The organism is Pseudomonas sp. GL_090 (assembly GCF_057837765.1).
Genome location: NZ_CM174452.1, coordinates 3,649,626 through 3,672,883, shown reverse-complemented (window position 1 = coordinate 3,672,883; position 23,258 = coordinate 3,649,626). Strand labels below are relative to the sequence as shown.

The following is a 23,258-nucleotide window of genomic DNA, read 5'->3' as shown; positions in this document are numbered from 1 at the left end:
CGCTCCTACAGGGGACCGCATTCCAATGTGGGAGCGAGCTTGCTCGCGATGGCGGCGGCACATACAGAATTGATCTTATGGTTTAACCGAGAATCTCGAACGCCGTGCTGGCCAGCCGCTCACCATTGACCATGATATGCACCGCATGGCGCCCCGCATAATGCCGGCGGGTGGTGAGTTCCTTGATCTGCTGACCACGGCTGACGGCTTCGACGGCGTTGCCCGGCAGCGTCAATGCCTTGAGCTTGAACACCTTCGCCGAGGTGCTGCCGTTGGCCTTGACGTAATCGATGGCGTAGTCGATCACCAGGCGCTGGCTGCTTTGGACGGTGGATTTGACGGCAAACGACAGGGTGATCTTTTCTCCCAGGCCAATCACCGGCGGTTCGACTTTCACATCAACGATCTCGACTTCAGGCTTGCCGCCCGCGCCGATGATCGCCAGTGCCCGCTGGTTGCCCTGTTTGATCAGGCTGCGCAGGGCGTGTTTGGCGATCCATGCGGTGTGCCGGTTGTCCAGCGACCAGCTTTCGATCAGGTCCAGCACCCAGTCGGGATGATCCTTGGTGATGTCATTGAGGTGGTTGGCCACGGACTTGCGCACGTACAGGCTGCTGTCGGCCTTGAGGTTGTCGAGGATGTTCGCGGCCAGTGTCGGATCGGCCTGGACGGGTTCCAGGCGGAATGACCAGGGCAGGCGTGGCCGGCATCCTTCGCTGGCCAGGCGCCGTACATGCTCGTTGTCGTCCAGGGACCAGGCGTGCATCAGCTTGAGTGAGCGCTCGAGGTCACTGCGCAGGAAGTGACGGATTGCGAATTCCGAAGAGCCAAAAGTGGTGAAGTACTTCAGCGCGTCCATCGACTGATCGAACGCATGGGCGCCGTAGCTGGCGACATAGTGCGGCAGGCACATGCTGACGAAGCCGCTGTTCAGGCGCGGGGCAAGGGCGCGCAGCACCTGCAGCGACGCTTCAAAGTCCAGCGGCAACACCGCATGCAGGCACTCGCTGACCCGGGCCATGCGTTGCATGACGCTGAGGTCTGCCAGGCCGGATTGGGCCAGCTTCAGGAAGCGCCTGGCCTCGAATGACGGATAGACCGCGGTCATTTCGCTCGCGATGTGCTGGAGGCGCTCGGGGTTGAAGATTTCCTTCAGCGCCGGAGATTGTTGGTCAGTCATGGTGGCTCCCTGGCAATTGTTGTTGATCCATCACACCGCGTTATCGTTCATCGCGAGCAGGCTCGCTCCTACAGAAGAGCGTATAAGCGACAAAGATCCAGTGTAGGAGCGAGCCTGCTCGCGATGAGGCGCTCAAATTCACCTCAATTCTTGCCCGCTTGCTCCTGCAGTTGATCCGACTCGAACAACCGGCCCAGTTCGACCCGCGCTTCCTGCGCCGTCTGCATCACTTTCACCGCGTCGTCGTACACCGCATGCTGGGCTTCAAGCACCTCTTCGTCGTGCTGCTTGAAACGCTTGATCCGCGCATCCGCCTGGGCCTGGGTCAATCCCAGACCGATCAGGGTTTGGCGGCTCATTTCCAGGCTCGAATGGAAGGTTTCGCGCACGGCGTGAGCGCCGACGTCCATTAGTCGGTGCACATGCTGACGGTTACGGGCACGGGCGATGATTTTCATGTGCGGGTAGAGCTTGCGCACAAGTTCCGCGGTCTTGATGTTGGTGTCCGGGTCGTCGGTGGCGATCACGAAATACTCGGCTTCCCCGACCTTGGCCGCGTTGAGGATTTCCGGGCGCATCGGGTCGCCATAGAACACCGGCACGCCACCAAAACTGCGGGACAGTTCGATGGTTTCCACCGAAGTGTCGAGGGCCACGAACTTGATGTTCTGTGCGCGCAGAATCCGCGCAATGATCTGGCCCATGCGACCCATGCCGGCGATCACCACCCGTGGCGCATCGGTGTCGATTTCGCGGAACTTCTCCGGCACTTCCACCGGTTGCACTTTCGGGCTGACCAACCGCGCGCAAACCAGCAGCAACAGCGGCGTCACGGCCATGGACAGGGTGATGGTCAGCACCAGCAAGTCATACAGTTCGGTGGCGAACAGCCCGTGGTCGCGCCCGATCTTGAACACCACAAAGGCAAATTCACCACCGGCCGCCAACACGATGCCCAGGCGGATCGCACTGACTTTTTTCAAGCCCCCGGCCAGGCGACCGACCAGAAACAGCAGCGGCAGTTTGATCGCGATCAGCAGCAGGGTCAGGCCCAGCACCGCCACCGGCATGCTCAGCAACAGGCTCAGGTTCGCACCCATGCCGACGCTGATGAAAAACAGCCCGAGTAACAGGCCCTTGAACGGCTCGATCTGGGCTTCCAGTTCATGGCGATACTCGGAGTCCGCCAGCAAAAGGCCGGCGAGGAAGGCGCCCAGGGCCATGGAAATGCCGACCAGCTCCATCAGCCAGGCGGTGCCGATCACCACCAGCAACGCCGTGGCGGTGGAGACTTCTGGCAACGCGGTTTTGGTCACCACGCGAAACACCGGCCGCAGCAGATAACGCCCGCCGATCACCACCACGGCGATGCTGGCCAGCACTTGCAGGCCATGGTTCAGGTTTTCGCTGGCGGTGGTGCTGTGGTCGCCACCGGCCAGCAACGGCACCATGGCGATCAAGGGGATCGCGGCGATGTCCTGAAACAACAGGATCGCGAACGCCAGCCGCCCGTGGGGGCTGGTCAGTTCCTTGCGTTCAGCCAGGCTTTGCAGGCCGAACGCCGTGGACGACAGCGCCAGGCCCAGGCCCAGGACGATCGCGGTGTTCAACGGTTGGCCAAACAGCCACAGCGCGACCACGCCAATCACCGTGCCAGTGAACAACACTTGCGCCAGACCCACGCCGAACACTGATTTGCGCATCACCCACAGGCGTCGCGGCGACAGCTCCAGGCCGATGATGAACAGCAGCAACACCACGCCGAGTTCGGAAATGTTCGCGACGCTTTGCGGATTGTCGATCAGGCCCAGCACCGACGGGCCGATGATCACTCCGGCAAACAGATAGCCCAGAACCGCCCCCAGTTGCAGGCGCTTGGCCAAGGGAACGATGAGCACGGCCGCCATCAGAAACACGACAGCGGCTTGTAGCAGGTTGCCTTCATGGGGCATGGGTGAAACTCCAGAACTCGACACAGCGGGGGCGTCAAGGATAAAGGCTGGGCTCGCCGAAGATCTACCGTGGGTTGTCAGTTAGATCTTTACAGTCGGGCCGCGGCCTTCGCGAGCAGGCTCGCTCCCACAATGTTTCCTGGTCGTACGCAAATTCTGTGTACGGCACAAATCACTGTGGGAGCGAGCTTGCTCGCGATAGGCTCCCGTCGACGAAGCGCTATTCGCTATGCGCCCGCACCACGCTCTCGGTGCCCAGCCGATACTGATTGTTCCCGCTGCGCTTGGCCTCATACATCGCCAGGTCGGCAATGTGCAGCAAGCGGTCGATGCTCGGCGCATGATCGGGGAACACGGCGACGCCGAGGCTGGTGCCGATATGGCGCTGGTCGTTGCCGATGGTCACGGGCGGGGAGAGTTCGACGAAGATTTTCTGGCAAATGGTGCGCGCTTCGTCTTGCAGGCTTTTGCCCTGGGGCAGGCCCTGGAGGATGACCACGAATTCGTCGCCACCGATCCGGGCGACGGTGTCGGTGCCACGCAGAATGCGCTTGAGCCGGGTGGCGGTCGTGACCAGCACGCGGTCGCCGGCCGCATGACCATAGCGGTCGTTGATGGCCTTGAATCCATTGAGATCGACAAACACCAGCGCCACCCGCGTGGCACCGGTGCGCGCCAGCTCCAGGGCTTCGGACAGGCGCTCTTCGAGCACCAGACGATTGGGCAGGCCGGTCAACGGGTCGTAATGGGCCAGGTGCTTGAGGTAGTTGGCCGAGGCCTTTTCTTCTGTGATGTCGCGAACCACGCCCATCATCTTGATCGTATCGTCGTGGTCATTCTTGACCACGTTGCCGGTTTCCCGCAGCCAGCGGATCGTTCCGTCGGGCCAGACCACACGGTATTCCTCGTCATGGTTTTCGCCGGTTTCCAGGCAACGCAGTTCGCCGGCCCGTACCCTGAGGCGGTCGTCCGGATGCACGCAGGAGCAGAACAGGGCGTAAGAGGGCGTCACTTCGCCGATCTTGAAGCCGAACATGCCGAAAATCGCATCCGACCAATACAACCGGTCGGTGTCGACATCCCAGTCCCAGGTGCCGATGCGGGCAAAGTACTGGCTGCGTTTGAAGCGCTCTGCGTCACTATCCTGGTGGATGTTCCGGCTTTCGGCCAGGCTGTTGATGATCGCGCGATACTCCGCCAGTCGCTTTTGCAACGAGCGCCCGCGCCAGACCAGCGCGACGATCAGGCTGAGCGTCGTTGAACCTAGGATGAGACTGGTCCAGAGCAGGATCATTCGGGGATGGCCATCAGGGCGGTGAACCGTACGGGTAATTGTTGATTATTTTAGTTCAGTAAACAGCTTTAAACGCTGCGCGCAGAGGCGGCAATGGTTGCCAATCGAGGGTAAATCTGGGAAAACGGCGCCCATCCGGCCCTTGAGGGCGAGAGAGCATACGAGTGAATTCAATGAATGACGAGCTTCAGGTAATCGATCTTCAGGTGGGTGACGGAAAAGCCGCCGTAAAAGGCGCGCTCATCACCACCCAGTACCGTGGCTGGCTGGAGGATGGCACCGAATTCGATTCCTCCTACAGCCGTGGCAAGCCCTTCCAGTGCGTGATCGGCACAGGGCGGGTCATCAAGGGCTGGGACCTGGGCATCATGGGCATGCAGGTCGGCGGCAAGCGCAAGTTGCTGGTGCCGGCGCACCTGGCCTATGGCGAGCGCACCATGGGCAAGATCACGCCGAATTCGAACCTGATTTTCGAGATCGAGTTGCTGGAAGTGCTGACGCGGGATGATTGACCGCGGGCAGGGGGGATCTACAGCAACTCCCCCGTATCCCAAAGATGTACCAGTTCTCCCGGCGCCCGGTCCTCCGGCACTTTAAGCACCATCCGGTCTTCCCGCTCGCCTAGCCGATAGTTCACCTCTATCTGGTAAAAGCGCTGGTCGCCACGCCCGGGTACCGAACTGTCCAGGGTCAGGCAACCCTCCAGTACCGAGCAGATGCGGGTGCGCTGGCTGATGTCGCATTGCGCAAATTCAATCTCCCGAGGGCGGCTCAAGGCGTGAATCGCCGCGAAACCACCCTGGCGGGAGAGGCGAACCCGGGTGTCGTCGCCCAATGCAGGCAGGGTTTTCATAGGGTCTCCGTGATTTCGATGCCCGTTTGAGCCCACCCCTGGCGCACGGCCTCGACTTCTCGCGCACCGAAGCGTTGGCCGGCATGGTGGACGGTCAGTCGGGCGAAGGCATCGAAGCTGGCGTCCGGATCCAGGCGTTTGTCGCACAGGGCGTCGTACCAGATTACTCCGGCTTTCTTCCAGGCGAACCCGCCAAGCGCTCTGGCCACCAGATAAAACGCGCGATTGGGGATGCCGGAATTGATGTGCACACCGCCATTGTCCTCCTGGGTGATGACGAATTCACGCATGTGATCCGGTTGCGGATCCTTGCCCAACAGCGGGTCGTCGTAGGCCGTGCCCGGATGGGACATCGAGCGCAGGCCTCTGCCGTTGATCCTTGCGCTCAACAAGTCAGCGCCGATCAACCAGTCCGCCTGCTCGGCGGTGTGGCCGAGGACGAATTGCTTGGTGAGGATACCGAACACATCCGACAGCGACTCGTTCAAGGCTCCTGACTGGTTGGCGTAAATCAACCCGGCCGCGCTTTCGGTCACGCCATGGGCCAGTTCATGGGCGACTACATCCAGCGAGCGGGTAAAACGCTGGAAAATTTCCCCGTCACCGTCGCCGAAGACCATTTGCGCACCATTCCAAAAGGCGTTTTCGTATCCCTGGCCATAATGCACGCTGCCGACCAAGGCAAATCCGTTGTTATCGATCGAGTCACGGCCGAGCACCTTCCAGAAGAAATCATAGCTGGCACCCAGTGCGTCGTAAGCTTCATCGACGGCCGCATCGCCTGTGGCCGGCTGACCTTCCAGGCGCACCGGCATACCTGGCAGCAGCATTTTGTTCTGGGCGTCGTGCACGCTGCGCTGGGCGACGCCCGGCTTGCCGCGCGGCGGCAGAATCGCCCGCTCCGGCGGCCGCGAAGGTGGCCCGGGATTGGGCAGCAGACTTTGCACATGATGCAGGGTGATCATCGCCGCCGTGCGCTGCGGCTCTGAGCCGTGGGCGATGATGCGATTGAGAATGTAGGGCGGGATAAAACTGCGCAGTGCTCGTGAGTCGGTCATCAGTGCATCCCTGGCGTGATAGCGGGCGATACTGATGTGATCCGGGCACCGCGCGTTCGGTTCCGTGCCGCGTACTGGCGAGTGTGATGTGCAGGGCAATCGGCAACGATTATCAGGCTGCCGGCAGATCCTTGAAGAGGGGCACCCTCCCGTTCAGTGACGGGCGGTACTGCCAATCCAGGTCCAGCTCAGGGTTCACCGCCAGTATCTGCCTGATTGAGGCGATGGCGATGCTCAGAGCCAGCGCCTGCCCCGGACAGTGATGACGCCCCGCCCCGAACGTGAAGCTGCGGCGCTGCGCGCGGTCAAGGCATAAGTTGTCGGCTCGGTCATTGAGCTGTGGATCTCGATTGGCCGAGGCCAGCAGCACCAGAATCACATCGCCAGGATTGAGGCTCACACCCTCTATTTCGCAAGGCGTTGCGACGAAGCGCCGGGTGTTTTGTACCGAGGGATCGAAGCGTTGGACTTCGGCGATCAGGTCACCGATATGCATCGCATCGTGCCGCAACGACGGGTTTTGCATCAGGGCCAGAACGGCATTGCCGATCAATCCGGCCGTGGCGTCGTATGTTTGGGACAGCAGACCGATCAGGTTGGCGATCAGCACTTCGGATGGCGCGGATGTCGAGGCAAAGCGCTGGCGGATGCCGGCGAGCAGGGGGCTTTGATCGGCCTGTTCATCCAGCAACTCGACAAAGTAGCCGCTCAGTTGCTCGGCGGCAGCGTCGGCGACGACCAGTTGTGCCGGGGTGCTGAGCGGTGACAGGCAGGCGACGAAATCCGCGGTCAACTCGGCGATGATGCGGCCCTGTGCCGGTGAAAAACCCAGCAGCGTTGCAACTACACAGACCGGGCCGCGGAACATGGCGGCCTGTATCCCGTCCGCGCCCGGCGTGATCAGGCGCGCTGCAACCAATGTCTCGACTGCCTGCGCATCGATCAATTGCAGCTCCGGCTGGATTGCCGAACGGGGGCAATGCTGGCGTTCGCCTTCATTCATCCGCATCAATTGGCCAAACACCTTGCCGGCCATGCCGTCGGCAATGGCCTTGGGCACGGGTTCGGAGGCCGGACGAACGTGGCAGTCAGGATGCGCCAGCACAGCCGCCACAGCGTGGGCACTGCTGGCGACCCACAGGTTCAGGCTCTGGTGAAAAACCAGCCCACCCTCGGCGCGCCATTGCGCATAGCAAGGATAAGGATCGGTGTGAGTCGCAGCGGTGATCGGGTCCATGGTCGCAGCCTTTTGTTGTCGGGAAGTGTTGCTACTATCTCCAGTCCGAACAGGCGATGATTCGTCCGGGAGCGAAATATGAACGTAGAACAACATGACATCGGTGTTTCTCAAGTGGCGGCGGCCATCGCTGAGCCGGCGCGGACGAAAATCCTCTGTTCGCTGATGGACGGCCACGCCCGCACCAGCACCGAACTGGCGGCGGTGGCCGAAGTCAGTGCATCGACCGCCAGCGCCCACCTGGCCAAACTCAAGGAGCTGGCGCTGGTGCGGTTGCACGTTCAGGGCCGTCATCGCTATTACAGCCTGGCGGACAAGCGTGTGGCCCGGGCGTTGGAGGCATTGATGGTGATTGGCCAAAACGCTGCGCCGGCCTTTAACTCGCGCACCCCGGACCGCCTGCAGTTTGCCCGCACCTGCTACGACCACATGGCCGGCACCCTGGCCGTGCTGCTGCATGACCGGATGCTTGAAGCGGGCTGGCTTGAGGAAACCGACGAACAGGCCTATCGCTTGAGCGACAGCGGTACGGCAATGTTTCAAGGGCTCGGGATCGAGGTACAGGACTTGAGCACCTTGCGCCGCCGCTTTGCCTGCCCGTGCCTGGACTGGAGCATGCGTCGGCCACATCTGGGCGGGTCGCTGGGCGCGGCGGTGTTGCAAACGGCGCTCAAGCGCAAGTGGGTGACTCAGGATCTGGACAGTCGGGCGTTGGCGTTGACGGCGTTGGGGCGCAAGGAGTTTGGAAGGCGGTTTGGAATCGGGTTGCCGTTGGTGGTTGAGGGTAATGTCAAAGTTTCGAAAACTGCAGCAGAATCGGTGGAGTTCGGGAATATTCGCTGACTGACGATACGTGTATTCCAGTTGTCTTTGTGTTGAATGAAATGCCGTCATCGCGAGCAGGCTCGCTCCCACAGGGGGCGGGGTGGGTTTGTCAGTACAATGCAAACAAAAAAGCCCCCCATCGGTCACCCGATGGGGGGCTTTTGTGCGTGTGGCGTCAGGTCAAACCTTGACGATCCAGCCCGCTGGCGCTTCGATGTCGCCGGTTTGCACGCCGGTCAGCTCTTTGTAGAGCTTCTGGGTGACCGGGCCGACTTCGGTTTCGCTGTGGAACACGTGCAGGTGGTCGTTGTAGTCGATGCCGCCGATTGGCGTGATCACCGCCGCGGTACCGCAAGCACCGGCTTCCTTGAAGTCGGAGAGCTTGTCGATGAACACATCGCCTTCAACCACTTCCAGGCCCAGACGGGTCTTGGCCAGCTCGATCAGCGACAGACGGGTGATGCCCGGCAGTACCGAAGGCGAGTTCGGGGTCACGAACTTGTTGTCGTGGGTGATCCCGAAGAAGTTGGCCGAACCGACTTCCTCGATCTTGGTGTGGGTCATCGGATCCAGGTAGATGGCGTCGGCGAAGTGGGCTTTCTTGGCCTTGGAACCCGGCATCAGGCTGGCGGCGTAGTTGCCACCGACCTTGGCGGCACCGGTGCCTTGTGGCGCGGCGCGGTCGTAGCTGGAGATCTGGAAGTTGTGCGGGGTCAGGCCGCCCTTGAAGTAGGCGCCGACCGGGATGCAGAAGATCGAGAAGATGAACTCGGGGGCGGTACGCACGCCGATGTTGTCACCCACGCCGATCACGAACGGGCGCAGGTACAGCGCGCCGCCGGTGCCGTACGGCGGGATGAAACGCTCGTTGGCGCGGACCACGGCCTTGCAGGCTTCGATGAACTGCTCGGTGTCGACTGTCGGCATCAGCAGGCGGGCGCAGCTGCGTTGCATGCGCAGAGCGTTCTGGTCCGGGCGGAACAGGTTGATCGAGCCGTCCTTGCAACGATAGGCCTTCATGCCTTCGAAGCACTGCTGGCCATAGTGAAGGGCGGTGGAGCCTTCGCTGATGTGCAGCACGTTATCTTCGGTCAGGGTGCCTTTGTCCCACTCGCCATTGCGGAAATACGACAGATAGCGCTTGTCGGTCTTGATGTAGTCAAAACCCAGCTTGTCCCAATTTATGCTTTCGTTACCCATGACACCCTCTATCACTGAACAACCGTCGAAACGGTTCAAGGCTTCTGACGTTTTTTGGATGGGGACAACAATACTTCATTCCGGGCCCATTTCGCAGCCCGGATTGCATTCCTTGTAGGAGCGAGCTTGCTCGCGATGGACGTCAACGATAACGCGCCTCGTCTGAGTGACCGCGTTGTCCTGAGTTTTTCGCGAGCGAGCTCGCTCCTACAGGTTCGGGCTAGAGGTGCAATGCGTGCCCAAGGGCACGCAACGCCGCTTCCTGCACCGCCTCACCCAGCGTCGGATGCGCATGGATCGTGCCGCCGATGTCTTCCAGCCGCGCGCCCATTTCAAGGCTTTGCGCAAACGCCGTGGACAATTCCGACACGCCAACGCCCACCGCCTGCCAGCCGACAATTACATGATTGTCGCGGCGGGCGACCACCCGCACGAAGCCGCTTTTCGACTCCAGGGTCATCGCCCGGCCATTGGCGGCGAACGGGAAGCTCGACACGATGCAGTCCCAACCTGCGGCCTTGGCCTCGTCCGGGGTCTTGCCGACCACCACCAGTTCCGGGTCGGTGAAGCACACGGCGGCGATGGCGGTCGGGTTGAACTCGCGGGACTTACCGCTGATCAGCTCGGCGACCATCTCGCCCTGGGCCATGGCCCGGTGGGCGAGCATCGGTTCGCCGCTCAGGTCACCGATGGCATACACGTTGCGCATGCTGGTCTGGCAGCGGTGGTCGATCTTGATCGACGAACCGTTCATGTCCAGGTTCAGCGCTTCGAGGTTCCAGCCCTGGGTGTTCGGCTTGCGACCGACGGCCACCAGCACCTGATCGGTTTCCAGGTTCAGGGTCGCGCCGTTCGGGGCCAGTACTTGCAAAGTATTTTCTTGTGAATCAAAACCTTGCACGCTGTGTTTCAAGTAAAGCTTCACGCCGAGTTTTCTCAGTTCGTCGTACACCGGCTGGGTCAGTTCGGCGTCGTAGGCCGGCAGGATGCGTTCCTGCGCTTCCACCACGCTGACCTCGGCGCCGAGCTTGCGATAGGCAATGCCCAGCTCCAGACCGATGTAGCCACCACCGACCACGATCAAGCGCTTGGGCACGGACGTCGGCGCCAGGGCTTCGGTGGACGAGATGATCGGCCCGCCAATCGGCAATATCGGCAGGTTCACGCTTGTCGAACCGGTGGCCAGCACCAGGTGCTCGCACTGGATGCGCGTGTCGCCGACGTCGACGGTTTTACCGTCAACCACTGTGGCCCAGCCTTGAACGATCTGGACCTTGTTCTTTTTCAGCAGCGCCGCGACGCCGGTGGTCAGGCGATCGACGATGCCATCCTTCCACTCGACGCTCTTGGTGATATCGAGGGTCGGCGCCGAAACGCTGATGCCCAGGGACGAAAGCTGATGGTGGTGCTGCGTCTGATGAAACTGCTCGGCAACGTGAATCAGTGCCTTGGACGGAATGCAGCCGATGTTCAGGCAGGTGCCGCCCAGGGATTGGCCTTCAACCAGGATGGTCGGGATGCCCAACTGGCCGGCACGGATCGCCGTCACATAACCGCCGGGGCCGCCGCCGATGATCAGCAGCGTGGTGTTCAAAGTTTGCATTCGTTACTCCACAAACAGGGTAGCGGGTTGTTCGAGCAAGCCACGGATGGCCTGGATGAATTGCGCCGCGTCCATGCCGTCGACCACGCGGTGATCGAAGGAGCTGGAGAGGTTCATCATCTTGCGGATCACGATCTGGCCTTTGATCACCATTGGCCGTTCGACGATCTTGTTCACGCCGACAATCGCCACTTCCGGCAGGTTCAGCACCGGCGTGCTGACGATGCCGCCCAAGGCGCCAAGGCTGGTCAGGGTGATAGTCGAGCCGGACAGTTCGTCGCGGCTGGCCTTGCCGTTGCGCGCGGCAGTGGCCAGGCGAGCGATTTCCGCTGCGCTGTCCCACAGGCTGCGGGCTTCGGCGTGACGCACCACCGGCACCATCAGGCCGACGTCGCTCTGGGTCGCGACGCCCACATGCACCGCGCCGAGGCGGGTGATGACCTGGGCTTCGTCGTCGTAGCGGGCATTCATCTGCGGGAAGTCGCGCAGGGCGACGACCATGGCGCGGACCAGGAATGGCAGCAACGTCAGCTTGCCACGGGCCGCGCCGTGTTTTTCATTGAGGTGCGCGCGCAGCTCTTCCACGGCGGTGACGTCGATTTCTTCGACATAACTGAAGTGGGCGGCACGCTGGGTGGCATCCTGCATGCGCTGGGCGATCTTGCGGCGCATGCCGATCACCGGGATCTGCTGTTCATCGGTACGCTGGATGTAAGCGCTGCTGACCGTCGAGGCGTTCGACTGACCCTGGGCCAGGTAGGCGTCGAGGTCTTCATGCAGTACGCGACCGGCCGGGCCGCTGCCACGTACCAGGCGCAATTGAATGCCGAGGTCCAGTGCATGCTTGCGCACGGCCGGAGAGGCCAACGGACGCTCATCGGCCTGGCGAGCAACCATCGGGCCCTGGCAGACGGCAACTTTCGGTGCCGGGGCAACAACCGGTTTGCTTTCAGCCACGGCTTCAACTTTAGGTGCAGCCACGGGCGCTTCTTTAACAGGTGCCGGCTGCGCCGATTCCTTAACGTTGCCCGCGCCTTCGACTTCAATGCTGATCAGCACGCTGCCGACCGCCATGACTTCGCCCGGCTGGCCGCCAAGGGCGATGACCTTGCCATGCACCGGCGACGGAATATCCACCATCGCTTTATCGGTCATGACATCGGCCAGCACCTGATCTTCGACGACCATGTCGCCGACCTTGACGTGCCATACCGACAATTCAACTTCTGCAATGCCTTCACCAATGTCCGGCATTTTAATGACGTGCGTGCCCATTCAGACCTCCATGACCCGTTTCAATGCCGCGCCCACTCGGGACGGGCCTGGGAAATACGCCCACTCTTGCGCGTGCGGGTAAGGGGTGTCCCAACCGGTGACGCGTTCGATCGGCGCTTCCAGGTGGTGGAAGCAATGTTCTTGCACCAGCGACACCAGTTCGGCGCCGAACCCGCAGGTTCGGGTGGCTTCGTGCACCACCACGCAACGGCCGGTCTTTTTCACCGATTTGACGATGGTTTCCAGGTCCAGCGGCCACAGGCTGCGCAGGTCGATGACTTCGGCATCGACGCCGCTTTCTTCAGCAGCGACTTGCGACACGTACACGGTGGTGCCGTAGGTCAGCACGGTCACGTCCTTGCCCGGACGGGTGATCGCAGCGACGTCCAGCGGCACGGTGTAGTAACCGTCCGGCACTTGCGCGGCGGGGTGCTTCGACCACGGGGTTACCGGGCGGTCGTGGTGACCGTCGAACGGGCCGTTGTACAGGCGTTTCGGCTCGAGGAAGATCACCGGGTCATCGTTTTCGATGGAGGCGATCAACAGGCCCTTGGCGTCGTACGGGTTGGACGGCATCACCGTGCGCAAGCCGCAGACCTGGGTGAACATCGCCTCGATGCTCTGGCTGTGGGTCTGGCCGCCGTAGATGCCGCCGCCGCAAGGCATGCGCAGGGTCATCGGTGCGGTGAACTCGCCGGCCGAGCGGTAACGCAGGCGGGCGGCTTCGGAAATGATCTGGTCGGAGGCCGGGTACACGTAGTCGGCGAACTGGATTTCAGCGACCGGACGCAGACCGTAGGCGCCCATGCCCACGGCGACACCGACGATGCCGCTTTCGGAGATCGGCGCGTCGAACACCCGGGAGGTGCCGTACTTGGTCTGCAGGCCTTCGGTGCAGCGGAACACGCCGCCGAAGTAGCCCACGTCCTGGCCGAAGACCACGACGTTGTCGTCACGTTCAAGCATCACATCCATGGCCGAGCGCAGGGCCTGGATCATGGTCATGGTGGTCGTGGTCATGGCGGTTTCCAGCTCGATATTGTTGTTGTGATCGTTCATGTCAGATCCCCAACTCTTGACGCTGGCGCTTCAAGTGCTCCGGCATCTCTTTGTAGACGTCCTCGAACATGGTCGCGGCGCTCGGAATCTGGCCACCGGCGAGGGTTCCGTACTGTTCGGCTTCTTTCTGTGCGGCGATCACTTCGGCTTCCAGCTCGGCGCTGACGGCGGCGTGTTCCTCTTCGGACCACTGGCCGATCTTGATCAGGTGCTGCTTGAGGCGCGCAATCGGATCACCCAGCGGGAAGTGGCTCCAGTCATCGGCGGGACGGTATTTGGAAGGATCATCAGACGTCGAGTGCGGGCCGGCGCGGTAGGTGACCCATTCGATCATGGTTGGGCCCAGACCGCGGCGCGCACGTTCGGCGGCCCAGGCGGAGGCGGCGTAGACCGCGTAGAAGTCGTTGCCGTCGACCCGTAGGGAGGCAATACCGCAACCGACGCCACGACCGGCGAAGGTGGTGGCTTCACCGCCGGCAATCGCCTGGAAGGTCGAAATAGCCCACTGGTTGTTGACCACGTTGAGAATCACCGGCGCGCGGTACACGTGGGCGAACGTCAGGGCGGTGTGGAAGTCCGACTCGGCGGTGGCGCCGTCGCCGATCCACGCCGAGGCGATTTTGGTGTCGCCCTTGATCGCCGAAGCCATGCCCCAGCCCACGCCTTGAATGAACTGGGTGGCGAGGTTGCCGGAAATGGTGAAGAAACCGGCGTCCTTGACCGAGTACATGATCGGCAATTGCCGGCCCTTGAGCGGATCGCGCTCGTTGGACAGCAACTGGCAGATCAGGTCGACCAGCGGTACGTCGCGGGCCATCAGGATACTTTGCTGGCGGTAGGTCGGGAAACACATGTCGTCGATGTTCAGGGCCAGGGCCTGGGCGCTGCCGATGGCTTCTTCGCCAAGGCTCTGCATGTAGAACGACATCTTTTTCTGACGCTGGGCGACCACCATGCGGTTGTCGTAGATGCGGGTCTTGAGCATGGCACGCATGCCCTTGCGCAGTATCGCCACCGGCACGTCTTCAGCCCAGGGGCCGTGGGCGTTGCCCTGGTCGTCGAGCACGCGGATCAGGCCGCGGGCCAGGTCAGCGGTGTCAGCCGGTTCAACATCGATTTGGGGTTTGCGCACCGTGCCCGCGTCGGTCAGATGCAGGTAGGAGAAGTCGGTTTTGCATCCTGGACGGCCCGAGGGTTCTGGGACGTGCAGGCGCAGCGGTTCATACGCTTGGGTCATGGCTTCTACGCTCGATCTTGTGAATTTCTTGTAGTGAGCTGACAGATTTCGTTCGGTAGAAGAAATCTTGTCCTACAACAATCATAGGCCCGGCCAAGAAGAATATTTCTCTCTGTTTCATTGCGTTGAAGCTCATTTGCAGATAAAAAACCTGCATAAACATAAAAAACAGGTGGTTTTATCTCATGCGCAAACTGGACCGTACCGACATCGGCATTCTCAACAGCCTTCAGGAGAACGCACGCATCACCAACGCCGACCTGGCGCGTTCGGTGAACCTGTCGCCGACCCCGTGTTTCAACCGGGTCAAGGCCATGGAAGAACTGGGGGTGATTCGCGAGCAAGTGACGCTGCTCGATGCCGATCTGCTGGGGCTGCATGTGAACGTGTTCATTCACGTCAGCCTGGAGAAACAGGTGGAGGAGGCGTTGCAGCATTTCGAAGAGGCGATTTCCGATCGCCCCGAGGTGATGGAGTGCTACCTGATGGCCGGCGACCCGGACTATCTGATCCGGGTGCTGGTGCCGACCATACAGTCGCTGGAGCGCTTCATGATGGACTTTCTGACCAAGGTGCCGGGGGTGGCGAACATCCGTTCGAGCTTTGCGCTCAAGCAGGTGCGGTACAAAACCGCGCTACCGTTGCCGGCCAATGGGTTGACGTTGCCGTAGGAGCGAGCTTGCTCGCGAAAAACCTGAGGGCACCGCGGGGCGTCAGGTTTGCCGCGTTATCGTTGACGTTTTTCGCGAGCAAGCTCGCTCCTACAGGTCAGAGTTTGTTCAAGGGGATTTTCAGGTAGGTCACGCCATTGTCTTCGGCTGGCGGCAAATTCCCCGCCCGCACATTCACCTGGATCGCCGGCAGCAACAGCGTCGGCATTCCCAACCCCTCATCACGCCGGGTGCGCATGGCAACGAAGGCGGTTTCATCAATGCCGTCGCGCACGTGGATGTTGTTCTTGCGCTGGTCGCCAACGGTGGTCATGCACTCCGGTGCGCGGCCTTCGGGCGGGTAGTCGTGGCACACGTAGAGGCGCACGCTGGCGGGGAAGGCCAGCAGTTTCTGGATCGAGGCAAACATCTGGTTGGCATTGCCGCCGGGAAAGTCGCAGCGCGCGGTGCCCACGTCCGGCATGAACAGTGTATCGCCGACCAGGATCACATCGTTGCCGATCAGGTAGGCCATGTCCGCCGGGGTATGGCCGGGCACGTGCAGGGCGGTCGCCTTGAGGTTGCCGATCATGAACGATTCGTCGGGGGTGAACAGGTGATCGAACTGCGAACCGTCGATGCGAAAGGATGGCTCCAGATTGAACAGCGCCTTGAACACGTCCTGGACCTTGCTGATCGACTCGCCAATGGCAATTTTGCCGCCAAGCACCCTGCGCAGATACGGCGCTGCGGACAGGTGATCGGCATGGGCGTGGGTTTCCAGTAACCATTGCACTTGCAGATTGTGGGTGCGGACGAAGGCGATGATTTTCTCGGCCTGGGTGGTTGCGGTACGCCCGGCGGCACCGTCGTAGTCGAGCACGGGGTCGACAATCGCACACTGCCCGCCATCGGCCTCGTAGACCACGTAGCTGTAGGTCGAGGAGGCGGGGTCGAGGAAAGCTTCAATCAGCGCGGGCATGGACACGAACCTGTGCAGGGGGAGAAAAGTCAGTCATGGGTTGCAACACTTTATGTAAAGACATAATGTTCGCAGCTTAAGTGACGTTGAAGGCATCCTGCAAATGCAATCCAGTCTGAACGAATGTGAAGTCGCCCAATTGCGCGCCTCGGCCTCCAAGGCGTGTGCGCTGCTCAAGGCCCTGGCCAATGAGGATCGCCTGCTGATCCTGTGCCAGTTGACCCAGGGCGAACGCAATGTGGGCGAGCTGGAAAAAATGACCGGCGTGCGTCAACCGACCCTGTCCCAGCAATTGGGGATCCTGCGCGATGAAGGACTGGTCGCCACCCGTCGTGAAGGCAAGTACATTTTTTACGGTCTCGCCAGTCACGAAGTGATCCAGGTGATGAAAACCCTCTCCGGGCTTTATTGCGGGGCGGTGCTTAAAAGCTGGGTTCAACCCTGATCCTGTTCAACACACCGAACCTGTGGGAGCGAGCCTGCTCGCGATGGACGTAATGGCACCGCGTGTATACAGATAACACGCGTGATCGTTAGCGACCATCGCGAGCAGGCTCGCTCCTACAGTGCAGCAAAAGGAACAAGCAATGAACGATCAACACTGGGGCCCATCCATCAGTGCAGATATCGTGGTCATCGACGGCGGCGGTACGGCGGGTATCGGCTTTTTCGCCAGCCTGCTCAAGCGTAGTCCGCATCTGAACATCACCGTGATCGAACCCGACTCCCGGCACTACTGAGAATTCCTTATGTTGCTGGCAAGTCTGTTTGGTGTAGTGATGGGGTTGGTGCTCGGCTTGACGGGCGCCGGCGGCGGTATCCTTGCGGTCCCGGCGCTGGTGTTGGGGTTGGGCTGGAGCATGACCCAGGCCGCTCCGGTGGCGTTGTTCGCGGTGGGCAGTGCGGCCGCGGTCGGTGCCATCGACGGTTTGCGCCATGGTCTGGTGCGTTATCGCGCGGCGCTGCTGATCGCCGCGCTGGGCGCAGTGTTTTCGCCGCTGGGCATCTACTTTGCCCACCGGTTGCCAGAAAAAATCCTGATGATCCTGTTCAGTCTGCTGATGGTCGTGGTGGCCGGGCGGATGTTGCGCCGCGAGCGCAAGGACCAGGGCCCCAGCGACCACGGCCAGGCCAACTGGGGCCAGAAGAACTGCATGCTCGATCAACAGACCGGGCGCTTTTCCTGGACCGCCAAATGCACCGCGACCCTTGCCGCGCTCGGGGCAGTGACCGGCGTGGTCTCGGGATTACTGGGGGTGGGCGGCGGCTTTCTGATTGTCCCGGCCTTCAAGCAACTGACCGACGTGCAGATGCGCGGGATCATCGCCACTTCGCTGATGGTGATCAGCCTGATTTCGGCTATCGGCGTGATCGGCGCGTTCAATGCCGGGGTGCGCATCGATGGCTTGGGCATTGCCTTCATCGTCTCCAGCATCGTTGGCATGATCATCGGCCGCAAGCTCTGCGCCCGGGTGCCGGCGCGGGCGTTGCAGCTCGGGTTTGCCAGCATCTGCATCGTGGTCGCCGGCTACATGCTGTTCAGGGCCAACGCCTGATCGGTAGCGGTTCCTGTGGACGCCAGTGGGGTCCACAGGCCTACGCCCTAAGTGGCGAGCCTTGCCGACCAGCGGTCTTACACCATAGTGGTCACGCACCGCCGGCCCATCCAAAGCACCTGCAAACCAGCCCCAAGGCAGCGTATGGCACCGCTCGTCAGGTTTCGATAATCGCCTCCGACACTCAGTCCCCGTTTCGGAGCGCGCCATGCACAACAATAAGAACGTCACGCATCGTTTTCTGCCGGCCTTCATCGCCAGCCTGTCTGCTCTCGGCCTGAGCCAGATGGCCGAGGCGGATATCATGCTGTACGACAAGGACCAGACCACGTTCTCCACCGACGGCTACATCAACGCCTTCTACGTGAACAGCGATGTCGACCGCGCCGGCGATCAGTTCGACCGTCGACAGTCGCGGGTCAAAATGGGCTTTTTGCCCAACTACCTGGGGTTCAACATGGGCAAGCAGGTAGACGACCTCAAACTCGGTGCCCGCGCCTCGTTCTGGGTCACCATCAACGACAGCCAGACCAACGGCACCGACACCGCCATCGATGTGCGGCAGTTCTTCGGCACCGTGGCCAACCCGGAGTGGGGCGAAGTGCTGATCGGCAAAGACTTCGGGCTGTTCGCCCGTTCCAATATCCTGCTCGACGAAATGCTCGCCGGTTACGGTCAGGTCAGCGATACGCTGGGGCTGGTGGATGGCGGCGGGGTGTCGTTCGGCAACATCGGCACCGGTTACCCGTATCCGTTCCCGACCTCGCAGATCACCTATCGCACCCCGGTGATGGACGGTCTGCGCGTGGCGGTCGGCATCATGGACCCGGTGGACACCAACGACAGCAGCCCGACGGGCAAGGCCTACCAGGAAAACCCGCGTACCGAGAGCGAGGTCACCTATCAGTTCGACCTGGCCGGGGCCAAGATCTACAGCTGGGTCAACGGCAGCTACCAGACCTCGGACAACACCGATTCCACGGTCGAGACCGTCACCTCCAAGGGTGTCGGGTACGGCGTGCAGGCGAAGATGGGCGGCTTGTCCCTCACCGGGTCCGGTTTCCAGGCCAAGGGCATCAACCCGTTTTTCACCAACAATGCCGGCGAGCCGACCCTGCGCAACGTCGACAGCGACGGCTACCTGATGCAGGGGTCCTACAAACTGGGCAAGAACCGCCTGGCCTTGTCCTATGGCAAGACCAATGACGATGGCAACGGCGTGGTCGGCAGCGGCGCGGACTACGAGACCCGCGGCATCGCGTTGTTCCATGACGTCAACGACAACCTCAAGCTGGTGGCCGAGTACAACCAGTTCGAAATCAACGGCCACGACACCGACGAGCAGAACGAAGACACCGACACCTTTGCCGTGGGCGCGGTGCTGACCTGGTAACCCCGGGAGGTGGCCCTGGCCGTGCGCATCGCGGCGAGGGTCGCCAACCGTCTCATCCCATCGAAGCGGCTACCCGCTACCCAAGTAGCATTCGTCGCACCCCACAGACTTCGTACACTCGTGCCTCATACACACGCACCTGCGGGAGGTAAGGATGCAGCAGAGCGAAGGCGTCGTCAGTGCAATGTCCCAGGCCACCGATGCCCGGCAGGTCGCGCAGGAACTGGCACGCCAGTTGTTGCATCCGCACCTGGGGTTCGTGCTGTTCTTCTGTTCCGCCGAGTACGACTTGCAGGCGCTGGGCCAGGCCTTGCAGCAAAGTTTCGGCGGCATTCGCCTGGCGGGCTGCACCAGCGCCGGGGAAATCACCCCGCTGGGCTACGGGCGCAATTGCGTGACAGCGGTGGGTTTCGATCACCGGCACTTTTCCATCGCGATCGAGCTGATCGACCAGATGGAGCACTTCAGCCTGATCGACGCCCAGCAAATGGTCGAGCGCCTGGTCAGTGGCTGTCGCAGCAACACCCTGGCCCCGATCAAGGGCAACAGCTTTGCCCTGACCCTGCTCGATGGCCTGTCCAGCCGCGAAGAAATGGTCCTGGCGGCCTTGAGCGCGGCATTGGGCGACATTCCGCATTTCGGCGGCTCGGCCGGCGACGACAACTACCTGACCCATACCCATGTGTACTTCGATGGCGAGTTCCACAGCGGCGCGGCCGTGGTGGTGCTGGTCAATACCTGGCTGGATTTCGAAGTGTTCACCACCCACCACGTGTTGCCCCGCGCCGAGAAGCTGGTGGTCACCGGGGCCGACAGCGCCTTGCGCCGGGTCTTCGAACTCAATGCCGAGCCGGCCGCCGAGGAGTACGCCCGGCACATCGGCGTGCCGGTGGCGCAGCTCGATCACCGGATCTTCGCCGCGCACCCGTTGGCGGTGCGGATCAACCAGCAGTACTACGTGCGGGCCATCCAGCAGGTGCATCCGGACCTGAGCCTGAGTTTCTACTGCGCCGTGGAAAACGGCATCGTCCTCACCGCCATGACCCCTGGGCCGATGCTGCCAAACCTGCAGAGCCTGTTCGAAGGGTTGCAGGAACGCCTGGGGGATTTGCTGCTGACCATCGGTTGCGACTGTTTCCTGCGGCGTCTGGAACTCGAAGACGACGGCAGTCTCGATCAGATCGGCACGTTTTTGCGCGAGCAACGGGTGATGGGGTTCAACACCTATGGAGAACAGTTCAATGGCATGCACATCAACCAGACCTTCACCGGCGTTGCCATTGCCCGTGGCCGTGCCCCAGGACATCGCTGAGCTGCAGGCCGAACTGGCCAGGCTGCGCCTGGAAAACCATAAACTGCAGCGCATCAATGGTGCGCTGATCGAACGGGTCGAGTCCGGGGGGACCCGCGGCAACGATCCCTACGCGGCATTCCAGCATTCGGTGGTGCTGGCCGAGCAAGTGCGCGAACGCACCGATGCCTTGAACCAGGCCATGGCCGAACTCAAGGCCGGTAATCATTTGCTCAGCGAAGCCCGCCTGCGCGCGGAAACGGCGCATCAACACCTGATCGATGCCATCGAAAGCATTTCCGACGCCTTCGTGCTGTTCGACGCCGAGCAGCGCATCGTGCTGTTCAACAGTCGCTTCAAGGCGTTCTGGAGCAACAGCCGGGTGCGGATCAACGCCGGCATGCGCCTGACCGAGGTCAAGCGGTTGATAATGAACAACGGCCTGTTCACCGAAGAGCCTCGGGGGCATGCCGACGAAAACCCGCTTTACCGCCTGCAGAACGGGCGCTGGCTGCAAGTCAGCGAACGGCCGACCCAGGAAGGCGGGCGGGTGATTCTGTTCACCGACATTACCGACGTCAAACTCAGCGAAACCATGCGCCGTGAACAGGCGGTGGCGCAGAAGTCGCACCTGTTGCAACGGGCGGTCGACAACCTGTCCCAAGGGGTGGCGATGGTCAGCGCCGAGGGCATCCTGGAGTTGTGGAACCGGCGTTTCCTGGAGCTGAGCGGCCTGGCGCCGGTGGCGGCCCATCGCCCGTTTGCCGAAGTGATCGCCGACAGCGAGTTGAAACTGCTGACCCCGGCCAGTCGCGATGGCAACGGACGACCGGTGCGCGAATGCGAGCAGCGCCTGTACGATGGCCGGGTCCTGGAGATCCGCACCCATCCGTTGCCCACCGGCGGTTTCGTCAACACGTTCACCGACATCACCGAACGCTACCAGCACGCCGAGGCGCTGAGCGAAAGCGAACACTGGATTCGCCTGATCACCGATCACGTACCCGCATTGATTGCCTACCTCAATGCCGACCTGGTCTACGAGTTCACCAACAAGGTTTACGAGGAGTGGTACTGCTGGCCCCGGGGCGTGATGCTCGGCCAGAGCCTGCGCGAGGTGCACAGCGAACAGCATTACCAGCGACTGGAGTCCTACGTGACCAGGGCGCTGGCCGGCGAGAGCGTGACCTTCGAGTTCGCCGAAACCAACGTCAACAACCAGGAGCGCTACATGCTGCGCTCCTATGTGCCCAACCGTCTGGCCAGTGGTGAGGTGGTGGGGATCTTCGTGCTGATCCGCGACATCACCGAACGCCGCCGCACTGCCGAGGCGCTGCATCAGGCGTATCAGAACCTGGAACTGCGGGTACGCGAGCGCACGGCGGAATTGACCACCCTCAACGACCAGCTGCTGCGCGAGATCGATGAGCGACGCCTGGTCGAGTCACGCTTGCGCGAGGCCAAGCAGGAAGCCGAGCAGGCCAACCTGTCGAAGACCAAGTTCCTCGCCGCCGTCAGCCACGACCTGCTGCAACCGTTGAATGCCGCGCGCCTGTTTACCAGTGCCTTGCTGGAACGGCGCGAGCCGATGTCCAGCGAGATTCTGGTGCGCAACGTGAGCAATTCCCTGGAAGACGTGGAGAACCTGCTCGGCACCCTGGTGGACATTTCCAAGCTCGATGCGGGGGTGATCAAGGCCGACATCGCGCCGTTCGCCCTCAGTGAACTGCTGGACAACCTGGCCGCCGAATACACCCAGGTGGCGCGCAGTGAAGGCCTGCAACTGCACTTCATCGGCTGTTCGGCACTGGTGCGCAGCGACATCCAGCTGCTCGCGCGGATTCTGCGCAATCTGCTGAGCAATGCGATTCGCTATACCTACAGCGGTCGCGTGGTGCTCGGTTGCCGGCGGCATCATCAGTGCCTGACGATCGAAGTCTGGGACAGCGGCATGGGCATTGCCGAGCATCGCCTGGAGGAGATTTTCCAGGAGTTCAAGCGCGGTGATGTGCAGCGGCCCGATCAGGATCGCGGTTTGGGCCTGGGCCTGGCGATCGTCGAAAAGATTGCCGGCATCCTCGGGCATCCCATTCATGTGCGCTCATGGCCGGGCCGGGGTTCGATGTTCTCGGTCGAAGTGCCGTTAAGCGCCACCGCGCCGAAGCCACCGCCGACGTTGCAGATGAGCGAACCGATGCTTGAGCGCCTGCGCGGCGCGCGGATATGGGTGCTGGACAACGACGCGACCATCTGTGAAGGCATGCGCACCTTGCTGGAGGGGTGGGGGTGTCGGGTGGTGACGGCGCTGTCGGAGGAAGACCTGGCGCGGCAAGTGGACAATTATCATGCCGAGGTCGACCTGCTGATTGCCGATTACCACCTGGACAACGATCAGAACGGTGTCGATGCGGTGGCCCGGATCAATGCCCGGCGCGCGTCACCGATTCCGGCGATGATGATCACGGCCAACTACAGCAATGAACTCAAGCAGCAGATCCGCGAACTGGGCCACACCCTGATGCACAAGCCGGTACGGCCGATGAAGCTGAAGACGGCGATGAGTCATCTACTTGGCAGGCCTTGATATCTCGGTGTTTTCACCACCGCTATCGC

Annotated in this window: 20 protein-coding genes and 2 pseudogenes; 9 read left to right on the top strand and 13 right to left on the bottom strand. The window is 61.8% G+C overall.

The window, feature by feature from the left end:
* Positions 1-82 precede the first annotated feature (82 nt).
* The 3 genes from AC3ITA_RS16365 to AC3ITA_RS16355 all read right to left on the bottom strand — a co-directional run bounded on the left by AC3ITA_RS16365 (position 83) and on the right by AC3ITA_RS16355 (position 4,426).
* A complete protein-coding gene (locus AC3ITA_RS16365; RefSeq protein ID WP_489277866.1) occupies positions 83-1,180 on the bottom strand; it encodes a DNA alkylation repair protein in 1,098 nt (365 codons plus the stop codon).
* A gap of 143 nt (positions 1,181-1,323) precedes the next feature.
* Positions 1,324-3,132 carry a monovalent cation:proton antiporter-2 (CPA2) family protein gene (locus AC3ITA_RS16360; RefSeq protein ID WP_095944102.1) on the bottom strand — a complete coding sequence of 603 codons (1,809 nt, stop codon included), beginning with the start codon at positions 3,130-3,132 and terminating at the stop codon, positions 1,324-1,326.
* 220 nt (positions 3,133-3,352) lie between these two features.
* Entirely contained in the window at positions 3,353-4,426 is a 1,074-nt protein-coding gene (locus tag AC3ITA_RS16355) for a sensor domain-containing diguanylate cyclase (protein WP_095944103.1), read from the bottom strand.
* Between the two features lie 173 nt (positions 4,427-4,599).
* On the opposite strand from AC3ITA_RS16355, the gene AC3ITA_RS16350 reads away from it, so the two are divergent.
* A complete protein-coding gene (locus AC3ITA_RS16350; protein ID WP_150673256.1) occupies positions 4,600-4,938 on the top strand; it encodes an FKBP-type peptidyl-prolyl cis-trans isomerase in 339 nt (112 codons plus the stop codon).
* Between the two features lie 17 nt (positions 4,939-4,955).
* Here the strand turns inward: AC3ITA_RS16350 and AC3ITA_RS16345 are convergent, their stop codons facing one another.
* The 3 genes from AC3ITA_RS16345 to AC3ITA_RS16335 all read right to left on the bottom strand — a co-directional run bounded on the left by AC3ITA_RS16345 (position 4,956) and on the right by AC3ITA_RS16335 (position 7,574).
* Positions 4,956-5,279: a protealysin inhibitor emfourin gene (locus tag AC3ITA_RS16345; RefSeq protein WP_489277863.1), complete on the bottom strand. Its 324-nt coding sequence runs from the start codon at positions 5,277-5,279 to the stop codon at positions 4,956-4,958.
* Complete coding sequence (locus AC3ITA_RS16340; RefSeq protein ID WP_489277861.1) at positions 5,276-6,337, bottom strand: M4 family metallopeptidase; 1,062 nt, start codon at positions 6,335-6,337, stop codon at positions 5,276-5,278. Before AC3ITA_RS16340 ends, AC3ITA_RS16345 begins: the two co-directional genes overlap by 4 nt.
* A gap of 112 nt (positions 6,338-6,449) precedes the next feature.
* On the bottom strand, positions 6,450-7,574 hold the full coding sequence (locus tag AC3ITA_RS16335) for a cytochrome P450 (RefSeq protein WP_489277859.1): 1,125 nt from the start codon (positions 7,572-7,574) through the stop codon (positions 6,450-6,452).
* A 78-nt stretch (positions 7,575-7,652) separates the two neighbouring features.
* Between AC3ITA_RS16335 and AC3ITA_RS16330 the strand changes: the two genes are divergently transcribed.
* The gene (locus AC3ITA_RS16330) at positions 7,653-8,417 is read left to right on the top strand and encodes an ArsR/SmtB family transcription factor (protein ID WP_489277857.1); all 765 of its coding nucleotides are present in this window, start codon (positions 7,653-7,655) and stop codon (positions 8,415-8,417) included.
* Positions 8,418-8,579: 162 nt separating this feature from the next.
* Here the strand turns inward: AC3ITA_RS16330 and AC3ITA_RS16325 are convergent, their stop codons facing one another.
* The 5 genes from AC3ITA_RS16325 to AC3ITA_RS16305 all read right to left on the bottom strand — a co-directional run bounded on the left by AC3ITA_RS16325 (position 8,580) and on the right by AC3ITA_RS16305 (position 14,773).
* On the bottom strand, positions 8,580-9,599 hold the full coding sequence (locus tag AC3ITA_RS16325) for a branched-chain amino acid aminotransferase (RefSeq protein ID WP_095944109.1): 1,020 nt from the start codon (positions 9,597-9,599) through the stop codon (positions 8,580-8,582).
* A gap of 220 nt (positions 9,600-9,819) precedes the next feature.
* Positions 9,820-11,202: a dihydrolipoyl dehydrogenase gene (lpdA, locus tag AC3ITA_RS16320; RefSeq protein WP_489277855.1), complete on the bottom strand. Its 1,383-nt coding sequence runs from the start codon at positions 11,200-11,202 to the stop codon at positions 9,820-9,822.
* Between the two features lie 3 nt (positions 11,203-11,205).
* Positions 11,206-12,477 carry a dihydrolipoamide acetyltransferase family protein gene (locus tag AC3ITA_RS16315; protein ID WP_095944111.1) on the bottom strand — a complete coding sequence of 424 codons (1,272 nt, stop codon included), beginning with the start codon at positions 12,475-12,477 and terminating at the stop codon, positions 11,206-11,208.
* Positions 12,478-13,536 carry an alpha-ketoacid dehydrogenase subunit beta gene (locus tag AC3ITA_RS16310; RefSeq protein WP_095944112.1) on the bottom strand — a complete coding sequence of 353 codons (1,059 nt, stop codon included), beginning with the start codon at positions 13,534-13,536 and terminating at the stop codon, positions 12,478-12,480. It abuts the gene before it with no gap.
* Between the two features lies 1 nt (position 13,537).
* The gene (locus tag AC3ITA_RS16305; RefSeq protein WP_095944113.1) at positions 13,538-14,773 is read right to left on the bottom strand and encodes a 3-methyl-2-oxobutanoate dehydrogenase (2-methylpropanoyl-transferring) subunit alpha; all 1,236 of its coding nucleotides are present in this window, start codon (positions 14,771-14,773) and stop codon (positions 13,538-13,540) included.
* Between the two features lie 185 nt (positions 14,774-14,958).
* Between AC3ITA_RS16305 and bkdR the strand changes: the two genes are divergently transcribed.
* A complete protein-coding gene (gene bkdR, locus AC3ITA_RS16300) occupies positions 14,959-15,444 on the top strand; it encodes a Bkd operon transcriptional regulator BkdR (RefSeq protein WP_095944115.1) in 486 nt (161 codons plus the stop codon).
* Here bkdR and AC3ITA_RS16295 read toward each other — a convergent pair.
* Together AC3ITA_RS16295 and AC3ITA_RS16290 are read right to left on the bottom strand one after the other, a co-directional pair.
* Positions 15,440-15,526 (bottom strand): annotated as a pseudogene (locus AC3ITA_RS16295) (outer membrane lipoprotein carrier protein LolA); the annotation flags it as partial. The gene bkdR and the pseudogene AC3ITA_RS16295 overlap by 5 nt on opposite strands.
* Before the next feature lie 15 nt (positions 15,527-15,541).
* Positions 15,542-16,405 (bottom strand): MBL fold metallo-hydrolase, encoded by an 864-nt coding sequence (locus AC3ITA_RS16290; RefSeq protein ID WP_095944116.1) that lies wholly within the window; start codon positions 16,403-16,405, stop codon positions 15,542-15,544.
* A 103-nt stretch (positions 16,406-16,508) separates the two neighbouring features.
* Here AC3ITA_RS16290 and AC3ITA_RS16285 point away from each other — a divergent pair, with 103 nt between their 5' ends.
* The 6 genes and pseudogenes from AC3ITA_RS16285 to nahK all read left to right on the top strand — a co-directional run bounded on the left by AC3ITA_RS16285 (position 16,509) and on the right by nahK (position 23,229).
* Positions 16,509-16,850 (top strand): ArsR/SmtB family transcription factor, encoded by a 342-nt coding sequence (locus AC3ITA_RS16285; protein WP_008052731.1) that lies wholly within the window; start codon positions 16,509-16,511, stop codon positions 16,848-16,850.
* A gap of 142 nt (positions 16,851-16,992) precedes the next feature.
* Positions 16,993-17,142, top strand: a pseudogene (locus tag AC3ITA_RS16280) (pyridine nucleotide-disulfide oxidoreductase); the annotation flags it as partial.
* Between the two features lie 12 nt (positions 17,143-17,154).
* Positions 17,155-17,961 carry a sulfite exporter TauE/SafE family protein gene (locus AC3ITA_RS16275; protein WP_095944117.1) on the top strand — a complete coding sequence of 269 codons (807 nt, stop codon included), beginning with the start codon at positions 17,155-17,157 and terminating at the stop codon, positions 17,959-17,961.
* Between the two features lie 208 nt (positions 17,962-18,169).
* Positions 18,170-19,354, top strand: a complete 1,185-nt coding sequence (locus AC3ITA_RS16270; RefSeq protein WP_095944118.1) for a porin — start codon at positions 18,170-18,172, stop codon at positions 19,352-19,354.
* Between the two features lie 154 nt (positions 19,355-19,508).
* Entirely contained in the window at positions 19,509-20,666 is a 1,158-nt protein-coding gene (gene nosP, locus AC3ITA_RS16265) for a nitric oxide-sensing protein NosP (RefSeq protein ID WP_150673247.1), read from the top strand.
* Positions 20,596-23,229, top strand: a complete 2,634-nt coding sequence (gene nahK, locus AC3ITA_RS16260; protein WP_095944120.1) for a hybrid sensor histidine kinase/response regulator NahK/ErcS' — start codon at positions 20,596-20,598, stop codon at positions 23,227-23,229. The genes nosP and nahK overlap by 71 nt, the downstream gene beginning before the upstream one ends.
* The last annotated feature ends 29 nt before the right edge of the window (positions 23,230-23,258 follow it).

Bases quoted from the DNA above. Each gene is read 5' to 3' on its own strand.
- AC3ITA_RS16345 (WP_489277863.1), bottom strand. From the start codon at position 5,279: ATGAAAACCCTGCCTGCATTGGGCGACGACACCCGGGTTCGCCTCTCC.
- nahK (WP_095944120.1), top strand. From the start codon at position 20,596: ATGGCATGCACATCAACCAGACCTTCACCGGCGTTGCCATTGCCCGTG.
- AC3ITA_RS16290 (WP_095944116.1), bottom strand. From the start codon at position 16,405: ATGCCCGCGCTGATTGAAGCTTTCCTCGACCCCGCCTCCTCGACCTAC.
- lpdA (WP_489277855.1), bottom strand. From the start codon at position 11,202: ATGCAAACTTTGAACACCACGCTGCTGATCATCGGCGGCGGCCCCGGC.
- AC3ITA_RS16360 (WP_095944102.1), bottom strand. From the start codon at position 3,132: ATGCCCCATGAAGGCAACCTGCTACAAGCCGCTGTCGTGTTTCTGATG.
- AC3ITA_RS16270 (WP_095944118.1), top strand. From the start codon at position 18,170: ATGCACAACAATAAGAACGTCACGCATCGTTTTCTGCCGGCCTTCATC.
- AC3ITA_RS16305 (WP_095944113.1), bottom strand. From the start codon at position 14,773: ATGACCCAAGCGTATGAACCGCTGCGCCTGCACGTCCCAGAACCCTCG.
- AC3ITA_RS16275 (WP_095944117.1), top strand. From the start codon at position 17,155: ATGTTGCTGGCAAGTCTGTTTGGTGTAGTGATGGGGTTGGTGCTCGGC.
- AC3ITA_RS16350 (WP_150673256.1), top strand. From the start codon at position 4,600: ATGAATGACGAGCTTCAGGTAATCGATCTTCAGGTGGGTGACGGAAAA.
- AC3ITA_RS16315 (WP_095944111.1), bottom strand. From the start codon at position 12,477: ATGGGCACGCACGTCATTAAAATGCCGGACATTGGTGAAGGCATTGCA.
- bkdR (WP_095944115.1), top strand. From the start codon at position 14,959: ATGCGCAAACTGGACCGTACCGACATCGGCATTCTCAACAGCCTTCAG.
- AC3ITA_RS16335 (WP_489277859.1), bottom strand. From the start codon at position 7,574: ATGGACCCGATCACCGCTGCGACTCACACCGATCCTTATCCTTGCTAT.
- AC3ITA_RS16310 (WP_095944112.1), bottom strand. From the start codon at position 13,536: ATGAACGATCACAACAACAATATCGAGCTGGAAACCGCCATGACCACG.
- AC3ITA_RS16325 (WP_095944109.1), bottom strand. From the start codon at position 9,599: ATGGGTAACGAAAGCATAAATTGGGACAAGCTGGGTTTTGACTACATC.
- nosP (WP_150673247.1), top strand. From the start codon at position 19,509: ATGCAGCAGAGCGAAGGCGTCGTCAGTGCAATGTCCCAGGCCACCGAT.
- AC3ITA_RS16340 (WP_489277861.1), bottom strand. From the start codon at position 6,337: ATGACCGACTCACGAGCACTGCGCAGTTTTATCCCGCCCTACATTCTC.
- AC3ITA_RS16365 (WP_489277866.1), bottom strand. From the start codon at position 1,180: ATGACTGACCAACAATCTCCGGCGCTGAAGGAAATCTTCAACCCCGAG.
- AC3ITA_RS16355 (WP_095944103.1), bottom strand. From the start codon at position 4,426: ATGATCCTGCTCTGGACCAGTCTCATCCTAGGTTCAACGACGCTCAGC.
- AC3ITA_RS16285 (WP_008052731.1), top strand. From the start codon at position 16,509: ATGCAATCCAGTCTGAACGAATGTGAAGTCGCCCAATTGCGCGCCTCG.
- AC3ITA_RS16330 (WP_489277857.1), top strand. From the start codon at position 7,653: ATGAACGTAGAACAACATGACATCGGTGTTTCTCAAGTGGCGGCGGCC.